The sequence below is a fragment of the Cellulomonas rhizosphaerae genome (assembly GCF_003470205.1).
Classification (GTDB): domain Bacteria; phylum Actinomycetota; class Actinomycetes; order Actinomycetales; family Cellulomonadaceae; genus Cellulomonas; species Cellulomonas rhizosphaerae.
In genome coordinates this window covers 25,882-36,768 of sequence record NZ_QWKP01000198.1, presented here as the reverse complement: position 1 = coordinate 36,768, position 10,887 = coordinate 25,882, and the positions used below count along the sequence as shown (strand labels likewise).

Genomic DNA, 10,887 nt, shown 5'->3' with positions numbered 1-10,887 from the left:
AGTCGCGCGCTCTGGAGGACAAGCACTCGGACTCCGTGCGGGTCGGGCGGCTGCAGGCCGGCATGTGGGCGGAGCTCGAGGACCTCGGGATCGTCGTCGCGCAGGCCGCGCAGTGGCAGGAGGCGGTCGCGCAGGTGCGGGCGCTCGAGGAGCCGCTGCCGGACACGCCCGTGCCGACCTCGGTGCGCGCGGAGCTGCGGCCCTACCAGCAGTCGGGATTCGCCTGGCTCGCGCGGCTGGCCGACGCGGGGCTCGGCGGGATCCTCGCCGACGACATGGGCCTCGGCAAGACGTTGCAGGTCCTCTCGCTGGCCGCGCACCTGCGGGCCGCGGGTCGGCCGCCGCTGCTCGTCGTCGCCCCGACGTCCGTCGTCGGCGCGTGGGCCGGGGAGGCCGCGACCTTCCTGCCGGACCTGCGGGTCGCGACGGTCGACCGGACCGCGGCACGGCGCGGGCACGCGTTGGCCGAGGCGGTCGCGGGCGCGGACGTCGTCGTGACGTCCTACGCGCTGTTCCGGATCGAGCACGACGAGTACGACGCGCAGGAGTGGTCCGCGCTCGTGCTCGACGAGGCGCAGATGGTCAAGAACCACGACTCCCGCGCCTACGCGTGCGCCCGGACGCTGCGCGCGCCGGTGAAGTTCGCCGTGACAGGGACGCCGCTGGAGAACACCGTCATGGAGCTGTGGGCGCTGCTGGGGATCGTCGCGCCCGGGCTCTTCCCGTCGCAGAAGCGGTTCGTCGAGCACTTCCGCCTACCGATCGAGCGCGCCGGGGACTCGGAGCGGCTCGCGCAGCTGCGCCGGCTGATCCGGCCCGTGGTGCTGCGCCGGACCAAGGAGTCGGTCGCGTCCGAGCTGCCGCCCCGCGTCGAGACGGTCGTCGACGTCGAGCTCGCGCCCAAGCACCGCTCGGTCTACGACCGGCAGCTGCAGCGCGAGCGGCAGAAGGTGCTCGGGCTGCTGGCCGACTTCGACGGCAACCGCTTCGAGATCTTCCGCTCGCTCACGCTCCTGCGGCGGCTCGCGCTCGACCCGTCGCTGGTCGACGACGCGCACGCGGGGGTGCCGGCGTCGAAGCTGGACGTGCTCGAGTCGATGCTCGCCGAGATCGTCGCCGACGGGCACAGGGTGCTCGTGTTCTCGCAGTTCACGGGCGTGCTGGACCGGGTGCGGTCCCGGCTGACGGAGCGCGGGACGGCGTTCGCGTACCTCGACGGGAGGACGCGGGGCCGGCCGGCGGTGATCGAGTCGTTCCGGTCCGGCTCGGCGCCCGTGTTCCTCATCAGCCTCAAGGCCGGTGGCTTCGGGCTGACGCTGACCGAGGCGGACTACGTCGTCGTGCTCGACCCGTGGTGGAACCCGGCCGTCGAGGCGCAGGCGGTCGACCGCGCGCACCGCATCGGGCAGACGCGGACCGTGATGGTCTACCGGCTGGTGGCGAAGGGGACGATCGAGGAGAAGGTGATGGCGCTCAAGGCCGAGAAGGCGGCGCTGTTCGACTCGGTCATGGGCGGCGGCGAGCTGTCCGACTCGCGGATGGGCGCCGACGATGTGCGCGCGCTGCTCGGCGTCTGAGCACTCGTCCACAGCCCCGTCGGCCGATGTCCCCGGTTGTCGGGACCGGCTCGTAGGGTTGTCGCGTGAACCCCGACTCCGCGCCCGACGAGGGCTTCGACTGGCACCTCGAGGAGCCCCCGTTCGACCCGGGGTACGACGAGGTGCCGCCGGAGTCCGTCCTCTCGTCGCGTGCGCCCGCTGTCGCTCCCGCGCCGCGGGTTCCCGCGTCCGTCGTCGTCGGGAGTGCCACGCAGGGCCCCGACGACGGACCGGCACCCGAGCCGCTCGAGGTGCTGCGACGGGTCTGGGGGTACGACGCGTTCCGCGGCGAGCAGGCGGACATCATCGCGACGATCGTCGGCGGCGGCGACGCGCTGGTGCTGATGCCCACGGGCGGCGGCAAGTCGCTGTGCTACCAGGTGCCGGCGCTCGTGCGCCCGGGCACCGGGGTCGTCGTCTCGCCGCTCATCGCGCTCATGCAGGACCAGGTCGACGCCCTCTCGGCGCTCGGCGTGCGCGCGGGGTTCCTCAACTCGACGCAGCAGCCGTTCGAGCGGCGGGCTGTGGAGGACGCCTACCTCGCGGGCGAGCTCGACCTGCTCTACCTGGCTCCGGAGCGCCTGCGGGTGCGGGAGACCGTCGAGCTGCTCGACCGCGGTCGGATCTCGCTGTTCGCGATCGACGAGGCCCACTGCGTGTCGCAGTGGGGGCACGACTTCCGGCCCGACTACCTGCAGCTGTCGATGCTGCACGAGCGATGGCCCGAGGTCCCCCGGATCGCGCTGACGGCGACGGCGACCGACGCGACGCACGCCGAGATCGCCTCCCGCCTGCAGCTCGAGGACGCGCGGCACTTCGTCGCGAGCTTCGACCGGCCCAACATCCAGTACCGGATCGCCCCCAAGGACAACCCCCGCTCGCAGCTGCTGAGCCTGCTGCGCGAGGAGCACGACGGCGACGCCGGGATCGTCTACTGCCTGTCCCGCAAGTCCGTGGAGCAGACCGCCGAGTACCTCGTCGGGCAGGGCATCACGGCGCTGCCGTACCACGCGGGCCTCGACCGGAACGTGCGCGCGCGCAACCAGTCCCGCTTCCTGCGCGAGGACGGCGTCGTCATGGTGGCGACCATCGCGTTCGGCATGGGGATCGACAAGCCCGACGTCCGGTTCGTGGCGCACCTCGACCTGCCGAAGTCGGTCGAGGGGTACTACCAGGAGACCGGGCGTGCGGGGCGTGACGGGCTGCCGTCGACCGCGTGGCTCGCCTACGGGCTGCCGGACGTGGTGCAGCAGCGCCGCATGATCGACACCTCCGAGGGCGACGCTGCGCACAAGCGACGGCTCACGCAGCACCTCGACGCGATGCTCGCGCTGTGCGAGACCGTCTCGTGCCGGCGCGTGCAGCTGCTCAACTACTTCGGCCAGGCGAGCGAGGCGTGCGGCAACTGCGACACCTGCCTGACGCCGCCGGACTCGTGGGACGGCACGCTCGCGGCGCAAAAGCTGCTCTCGACCGTCGTGCGGCTCGAGCAGCGCGGGCAGCGCTACGGCGCGGGGCACCTCGTCGACATCCTGCGCGGGAAGACCACCCCGCGGATCGCGCAGCTCGGTCACGCGTCGCTGTCGACCTTCGGGATCGGCGCAGACGTCTCCGAGGCGGAGTGGCGCGGCGTCGTGCGCCAGCTGCTCGCCGCGGAGTTCCTCGGCGTCGACTCCGACGGGTACGGCACGCTGCGGCTGACGCCCGAGTCGGGGTCGGTGCTGCGCGGCGAGCGGACCGTGCTGCTGCGACGTGAGGCGGAGAAGGCGGTCCGGTCGCGCTCTCGGTCGGACTCGCCGCGGCCCGCTGCCGTCGACCTCGATGCGACGGCCGCGTCGGCGTTCGAGTCGCTGCGCGCCTGGCGTGCGGGGGCATCCCGCGAGCAGGGCGTGCCCGCGTACGTGGTGTTCCACGACGCGACGCTGCGGGAGATCGCCGTGCGGATGCCGTCGTCACTCGAGGAGCTCGGGACCGTCAGCGGGGTCGGGGCGACGAAGCTCGAGCGGTACGGGCCGGGGGTGCTCGCGGCACTGGCGGGGTGAGTCTCCGGCGGTTCGCGTCATGTTCTTCGCCGCAGTCGGCGCGGGGTGCACGACGCGGCGGTCAGCGGTGCGACCAGGTGGCTCCGGCGTTTGCAGTGGCCCCGCCACCGCGTCGAGCCGACCACAGTCCCCGCGACCTCGAGACCCGTCCACAGCCCGCTCCACGCCGCGGCTGTCGTGTCAGACCCCAGTCGTACAGTTGTTCGTATCAGGACATACCGGACGCGAGCGCAAGGGGGTGACATGGCGATCTCGAGCGACGACCTCCTCGAGGCGATGCGAGTCGCCACCGACCTGCTCGCCGAGTTCGACCCACGTGACCTCGACGGCTGCGAGGCAGCCCAGCAGTTCCTCGCGCTCGACCAGGTGGCGGGCCGGATCACCGCGCTTGCCGCGCGACGCCTCCCCGTCGTCGAGGCGGATGGGTGGTGGGCGACCGATGGGTCGCGCACCGTGGCGTCCTGGGTGTCGTCCGCCGGGCGGATGACGTACGGGCGCGCGGCGTCCCTGGTCCGGCTCGGCCGCGCGTTCCAGGGCGCCCTACCCCTGACTGCCGCAGCAGCGTCGGCCGGCACGGTCCCGTTCGACCACGCCCAGGCGCTCGCACGTCACGCCCCGACGTCGGACATCCGCAAGGAGGCGCTGGCAGCGCCGGCCTCCGAGTGCGGCGAGGAGTTCCTCGTCGAGCACGCCGAGCAGCTCGGAGCCGACCCGTTCGCGCGGCTCGTCGCGCGGTGGGCAGCAGCGGCCGATCCGGAGAGCGACGAGCGCGGCTACCGCAAGGCGACCGACCGCGAGTTCGTCGGACTCTCCGAGACGACCGGCGGATTCCACCTCAAGGGCTTCCTGACGACCAACCACGGCGCCACGCTGCGCGCCGCACTCGACGCGGTGATGACGCCGCCGACGCCCGACGACACGCGCACGACCCAGCAGCGACGCGCCCAGGCGCTCGCCGACGTCGCCCGCCTCACACTCGACCAGGGCCTGGTCGGATCGGGCGCCGCCGTCCGCCCGCACCTGACGTGCATCGTCGACTGGGAGAGCCTGCAGCGGGCTCTGCACCGCACGGGAGCCGCAGGGAGCTCGGCATCCGGTCCGTTCGGCTTCCGGCTCGAACCGATCGCCGACGAGGAGCGCTTCGCAGTCGGCGAGATCCCGGGAGCAGGTCCGATCCCGCAGCACGTGCTCGCCCGCCTCGCGTGCGACTCCGAGATCACGCGCGTCGTGTTCGGGCCGCAGTCGCAGGTCATCAACGTCGGGCGAGCGGAGCGGACGTTCAGCGGCCCACGACGGCGGGCGATCATCGCGCGCGACGGGACGTGCCGATATCCCGACTGCAGTGCGCCACCCTCGCTCGGCGAGCTTCACCACGTCGACCACTGGGTCCGGGACCTCGGCGACACCGACGCCAACCGCGGCATCCTGCTGTGCTGGTACCACCACGCCCTCGTGCACCGGCTCGGCATCGAGATCGGCCGATCGCCCACGGGCAGGTGGACGTTCACCACCCGCTACGGGTCCGATCTGGCACGCGCGGCCTGACCGGGTGTCTGAGGGCGGGCGTCCGCGTGGCCGAGTGACGGGGCGGCGCCCAGGTAACCACCGGGGGCGGCGGCGAGCCGAGGAAGTGGCTAGCCCGGGAACTGTGGAGCCGGGAGCCGCGGCCGCCGAAACACGAGCGCGCCGGGTCGTGCCGCAGGAGATGCGGACGACCCGGCGCGCTCAGGACTTCAGGCGCTCACGACCTCGAGCGTTCCGGACCGCACACGCTCACGAGCGCTGGTGCCGTCCACGGCGAAGGGCTCGATCGCGGCGATCTCGTCGTCGGTGAGCGCGGGCGCCGACAGGGCAGCCACGTTCGCCTCGAGCTGCGCGACCGACGACGCACCCACGAGCGCCGACGTCACCCGGGAGTCACGCAGCACCCAGGACAGCGCGAGCTGCGCGAGCGACTGACCACGCCCGGCGGCGATCTCGTTGAGCCCCCGCGCACGCGTGAGGTAGTCCTCCGAGATGGCGGACGCCTTGAGGAAGTGGCCGAGGGCGGCCCGCGAGTCGGCCGGCACGTCGCCCGAGAGGTACCGGTCGGACAGCAGGCCCTGCTGGAGCGGGGAGAACACGATCGTGCCGATGCCGAGATCCCCCACCACGTCGAGCAGCGACTCGGTCTGGTCCTCGCGCACGTTCTCGATGTGCCGGCTGAACATCGAGTAGTTGGGCTGGTGGATCAGCAGCGGCGTACCGAGGTCGGCGAGGATCGCTGCAGCCTCGCGCGTCTGGGACGGCGAGTAGTTCGAGACACCGGCGTAGAGCGCACGGCCGCTGGTCACCGCGGTGTGCAGCGCACCCATCGTCTCCTCGAGCGGTGTCTCGGGGTCGAACCGGTGGGAGTAGAAGACGTCGACGTAGTCGATGCCGAGGCGCCCGAGCGACTGGTCCAGCGACGAGAGCAGGTGCTTGCGCGACCCGCCGCCCCCGTACGGGCCGGCCCACATGTCGTAGCCAGCCTTCGAGGAGATGACGAGCTCGTCGCGGTACGGCCGCAGGTCCGCCGACAGGATCCGGCCGAAGTTCTCCTCGGCCGATCCCGGGGGCGGGCCGTAGTTGTTCGCCAGGTCGAAGTGGGTGATGCCCAGGTCGAAGGCCCGCAGCACCACCTCGCGCTGGGTGTCGAGGGCGGTGGTGTCGCCGAAGTTGTGCCAGAGGCCGAGAGACAGGCCCGGCAGGCGCAGGCCGCTGCGGCCGACCCGCCGGTACTCGATCTGCTCGTAGCGGTCATCGGCTGCGCGGTAGCGCGACATCGGTCCTCCGGGTTCGGTGAGCGTGTCGATCGTCTCGACGCGCCCACGCTATCCCTCACGCAGGCCCCCGTGTTCACGTGACCACGGCCGCGGACACGGGATGATGTCCCGGTGCTGCACGTCGTCTTCTTCGAGCCCCGCATCCCCGGCAACACGGGTAGTGCGATCCGCATGTCCGCCACCACGGGCGCGACGCTCCACCTGATCGAGCCCCTGGGCTTCGACCTCTCCGAGGCGAAGCTCCGCCGCGCGGGCCTGGACTACCACGACCTGGCCGACGTCCAGATCCATGCCGACCTCGACGCCGCCAAAGCAGCCCTTCCCGACGCGCGGGTGTTCGCCTTCACCGCGCAGACCACCACGCGGTACACCGACATCGACTACGTCGACGGCGACGTCCTCCTGTTCGGACCCGAGCCCACGGGCCTCCCGCCCGAGGTGCTCGACGACCCGTGGGTCACCGAGAAGCTGCGGATCCCGATGCTGCCGGGCCGCCGGTCGATGAACCTGTCGAACGCTGCCGCGATCGCCACCCACGAGGCGTGGCGCCAGCTCGGCTTCCCCGGCGGCGTCTGACCCCGAAGAACCGGGACCGGATACCCCGCCCAGGCGGGCCCAACCGGGCGAGACCAGCCCGGGCCGGGCAAGGCGGAGCAAGGCGGAGCCGGCCAGAGTCCTCGAGCGTCAGTCCCCGAGCCGCCCGACGAGCGGCCCGACCTCCCGCTCCCCGAACTTCACGTTCACCGCGCCGGTCACGGACACGGTGTCGCCGTCGACCCGCAGCCGCACGGTCACCGCATGAGGTCCGCCGATCAGGCGAGCGGTCAGCTCGTACTCGTCGGGCGCAACCCACGCCCCGGCGGCCAGGACCTCCTCGTCGAAGTACTTCGCGACGCGCACCCAGCTCGACCGCAGCTCGCCCCGGCCGACCTCCAGGTCCCACGTGCCCTGCTCCCACTCGATCGCGAGCGAGTCGCTCTCGCTGCCGGCCCCGAGCACCGCGGTGCGGATCCCGAGCGGGTTGGTCTCGAACGTGATCGTCCGGCCGACGACCGGCGCCCCGACAGCTGCACCGATCGGCACCGGGAGCTCGAGCGAGTCGAGGCGCGCGACGAGAGCGGCCCGCGTCTCGTCGTCGGGCGCGAGAACCTCGTCCGAGACACCGGGCAGCAGGTGCTCCCAGACGAGAGCGAGCTCGTGGTGCATCTCCTGGCAGGCGCTGGTCATCACGACGACGAGGTCGAGGTGCGGCAGCACCACGCAGTACTGACCGAACGCGCCGTCACCGCGGTAGGACCCGTGCCGACCCCGCCAGAACTGGTAGCCGTAGCCCTGCGCCCAGTCACTTTCGGGGTCGTCACCGTTCGGCACCTGCGCGGCAGTCGCCTCGGCGACCCAGCCCTCGGGCAGCACCCGCTGCCCCTCCCAGACGCCGTCCTGCAGGTAGAGCTGGCCGAAGACTGCGATGTCCTCGGTGGTCGCCGACATGCCGTAGCCGCCGGTGTCCACCCCGTCGGGCGACTGCTCCCACGTCGCGCCCTCGATGCCGAGCGGTTCGTACAGCCGCGGGGCGAGGTAGTCGAGGACGCGCTGCCCCGTGAGCCGCTGGACGAGCTCCGAGAGCATGTACGTCGCCGCGGTGTTGTAGACGAAGTGCGTCCCCGGGGCGTGCTCGACGGGCAGCGCGAGGAACGACCGCGCCCAGTGCTCCGTGGGGAACGTGCGCTCGCTCGTGTCGTCGTGGTGACCCGTCGTCATGGTGATGAGGTCGCGGAGCCGCATCGCCCGCAGGTTCTCGTCGGGGTGCTCGGGCGCGACGTCGGCGAAGTGGTCGAGCACGAGGTCGTCGAGGTCGAGCAGACCCTCGGCGCGGGCGAACCCGACGGCCGTCGACGCGAAGCTCTTGCTCAGCGAGTACAGGAGGTGAGGCCGGTCGGCCGAGTACGGTCGCGCCCAGCCCTCCGCGATCACGTGGCCGTGGCGCACCACCATGAGCGAGTGCAGCTCGGTGTAGCCCACGACCGCGTCGACGAGGGCGAGCAGCGCTCCGGGCGAGACGCCCTGCTGCTCGGGGGTGGACCGGGGCAGGCGTGGGGTTCCAGGCACGCCCGCCATCGTGGCACGTCGGCGGCCGGCCGGCAGGGCCGGAGCGCCCGACGCGAGAGCGATGTCAGGCGGACTTGGCGGCCCGCATCCGAGACTCGGCGAGCCCGAGCAGGTGCTCGGGCTCCGCCGCACCCGCGGCCGAGCACACCACGGAGCTGTCGAACCCGGGCCATGCGCTGGGGTCGATGCCGGCGGGCGGCTCGGAGAGCGCGTCGACGACGTGCGTGCGCAGGCTCTCGGCCAGCAGGTGGCCGTGCTCGTCATCCGCGGCGCCGGGAAGCGAGACCGCGACAGCGAACTCGTCGCCGTCGATGCGCGCGAGGTCGCTGGCTGCGGGTGCCGCGGAGCGCAGGCGGGCGGCCACTGCCGCGAGCACCGTGTCCCCCATCGCCTGTCCGTGCCTGCTGTTCACCCGCCCGATCCCTCGCACGTCGAGCAGCAGCACGACGACCCGCGAGTCCGTCCCCGCGGCCGATGCGCACCGCCGCGCAAGGGCATGGCCGAACATCGCCCGGTGCGGGAGCCCCGTGAGCTGGTCGTGCAGCGATCGCACCGCGAGCTGGGTCGACAACGACCGCACCAGGTCGGCCGTCGACGCCGCGCGCCAGATCTCACCAGCGACGAGGACGTCGTCGTAGCGCCGCTCGTCGAACCGCTCCATCGCACGGACCGCAACCTCCGAGACCGGCGCCGACGGCGGCACGACCATGGGTGCGAAGTCGGTGAGCTCCGCGGTTGCCCGACGAGCGTGGACGGCACGGCCGAAGCCGAGGCGCCCGGTCATCGCCGCGGTGAAACGCGCACGCGTGACGAGGCCGATCCGGTCCGCGTCGTGCGGGTCCCGGACGGCCACCGACGCGACGTGCGGAGACCGGAAGACCACCTCGAGCCGCGCCACCGGCAGCCCGGCGTCCACGACGTCGATCGGGTGTGCCAGCTGGTCGACCGTGGCGGTCGCGGCGGAGCGGTAGTCGCCGACGGCGAAAGCGAGTCGGTCAGCGAGGGTGGTGAGATCTGCGTGCATCCCGTGAGTATCACCGCAGGTCAGCGCTATTTGTCCGGGTGGTAGCGCGGGTTCACGCACAGTTCGGGCAACGTTCCCGCGCAGGCGTCAGGTGGTGCCGCGCACGACGAGGGTCGGCTCGAAGATGACCGACGTCACGCGCCGCTCGGGATCGGCCAGGACGTCGAGCAGGATCCGGGCCATCTCGGCCGCCATCTCCTCGATCGGCTGCCGGACGCTCGTCAGCCCGGGCCGCGAGTGCGCGCCGAGCGAGCTGTCATCGAACCCGACCACCGCGACGTCCTCGGGCACGCGTCGACCACGCGCCGTGAGCGCCTCGATCGCGCCGAGCGCCATGAGGTCGTTGGACGCGAACACGGCGTCGATCTCACCGTCCTGGTCCAGGAGCTCGGTCATGGCCGCGACGCCGCTGCCGTACGTGAAGTTGCCGGTCGCGACCGGGATCCACGCGTGCCCGTGGCGGGCCATCTCGTCCTGGAAGCCCGAGAGGCGGTCGCGGGCCGAGGGGACGTCGAGCGGGCCCGAGATCGCCACGACGCGTCGTCGGCCGCGCTCGACGAGGTGCTCGGCGGCGAGCCGCGCCCCGTCCCGGTTGGCGACGTCGACGTAGCTCATCGGCAGCGGGTGCGCGGGCCGCGCGAACCGCACCGCGGGCATCCCGGCCTCGACGAGCAGCCCCGGGAGCGGGTCGTCGCCGTGGGTCGAGACGAGCAGTGCGCCGTCCGCGTTGCCGTTGCTCAGGGCCGAGATCACGCGGGCCCGGTCGGCGTCGGTCTCGGCGAGCATGAGGATGGGGTCGACGTCGCGGGGGCGCAGCGCGCGCAGCATGCCGCCGACGACCCGACCGAAGAACGGGTCCGCGAAGTCGACGCTGACGCGGCCGTCGGCGGCCGCCTCCTCGGCGCCCGAGACGACGACGATGACCGCACCCGTGCGCCGCGTGACGAGCGACCGGGCGGCGAGGTTGGGCACGTAGCCGACCGTCGCGATCGCCTCGCGGACCACGTCCTGGATCTGCGGCGCGACCCGGCGCTTGCCGTTGACGACCCGCGACACCGTGGCGCGCGAGACGCCCGCGACCCGCGCCACGTCCTCGAGAGTCGGGGCTCCACCAGCCCGCTCGACGGTGGCCGTTCCGACAGTCCCGACTCCGAGCGTGGCCGTCCCGAGCATGCCCGTCCCGACCGTCGCGGTCCCGAGCGTGGCCGTCCCGAGCGTGGCGGTGCCTGGTGCGTCGTCGGCGGGCGGGGCTGCGCCGGGCCGGTCGTGTCCCATGCGGGGATCCTAGCAGCGCGGAAAGCGCTCTCCCCTCG

General features: G+C 72.7%; 8 protein-coding genes. 4 read left to right on the top strand and 4 right to left on the bottom strand.

What is annotated here, in order from left to right:
- From D1825_RS10775 to D1825_RS10765, 3 genes are all read left to right on the top strand, one after another.
- On the top strand, positions 1-1,577 hold a 1,577-nt coding region (locus D1825_RS10775; RefSeq protein WP_138067578.1), incomplete at its 5' end, for a DEAD/DEAH box helicase.
- 65 nt (positions 1,578-1,642) lie between these two features.
- Positions 1,643-3,640, top strand: coding sequence for a DNA helicase RecQ (recQ, locus tag D1825_RS10770; RefSeq protein WP_407643321.1), 1,998 nt, complete (start codon positions 1,643-1,645; stop codon positions 3,638-3,640).
- 243 nt (positions 3,641-3,883) lie between these two features.
- Positions 3,884-5,185 carry an HNH endonuclease signature motif containing protein gene (locus D1825_RS10765; protein WP_118767424.1) on the top strand — a complete coding sequence of 434 codons (1,302 nt, stop codon included), beginning with the start codon at positions 3,884-3,886 and terminating at the stop codon, positions 5,183-5,185.
- A 188-nt stretch (positions 5,186-5,373) separates the two neighbouring features.
- Here the strand turns inward: D1825_RS10765 and D1825_RS10760 are convergent, their stop codons facing one another.
- Positions 5,374-6,444 (bottom strand): aldo/keto reductase, encoded by a 1,071-nt coding sequence (locus D1825_RS10760; RefSeq protein ID WP_118767423.1) that lies wholly within the window; start codon positions 6,442-6,444, stop codon positions 5,374-5,376.
- A 111-nt stretch (positions 6,445-6,555) separates the two neighbouring features.
- On the opposite strand from D1825_RS10760, the gene D1825_RS10755 reads away from it, so the two are divergent.
- Entirely contained in the window at positions 6,556-7,020 is a 465-nt protein-coding gene (locus D1825_RS10755; protein WP_118767422.1) for a tRNA (cytidine(34)-2'-O)-methyltransferase, read from the top strand.
- A gap of 108 nt (positions 7,021-7,128) precedes the next feature.
- Here the strand turns inward: D1825_RS10755 and D1825_RS10750 are convergent, their stop codons facing one another.
- The 3 genes from D1825_RS10750 to D1825_RS10740 all read right to left on the bottom strand — a co-directional run bounded on the left by D1825_RS10750 (position 7,129) and on the right by D1825_RS10740 (position 10,849).
- Positions 7,129-8,550 (bottom strand): serine hydrolase domain-containing protein, encoded by a 1,422-nt coding sequence (locus D1825_RS10750; protein WP_118767427.1) that lies wholly within the window; start codon positions 8,548-8,550, stop codon positions 7,129-7,131.
- A 64-nt stretch (positions 8,551-8,614) separates the two neighbouring features.
- Positions 8,615-9,574 carry a GGDEF domain-containing protein gene (locus D1825_RS10745; RefSeq protein ID WP_118767421.1) on the bottom strand — a complete coding sequence of 320 codons (960 nt, stop codon included), beginning with the start codon at positions 9,572-9,574 and terminating at the stop codon, positions 8,615-8,617.
- A gap of 87 nt (positions 9,575-9,661) precedes the next feature.
- Positions 9,662-10,849 (bottom strand): LacI family DNA-binding transcriptional regulator, encoded by a 1,188-nt coding sequence (locus D1825_RS10740; protein ID WP_233549815.1) that lies wholly within the window; start codon positions 10,847-10,849, stop codon positions 9,662-9,664.
- Positions 10,850-10,887: the final 38 nt, after the last annotated feature.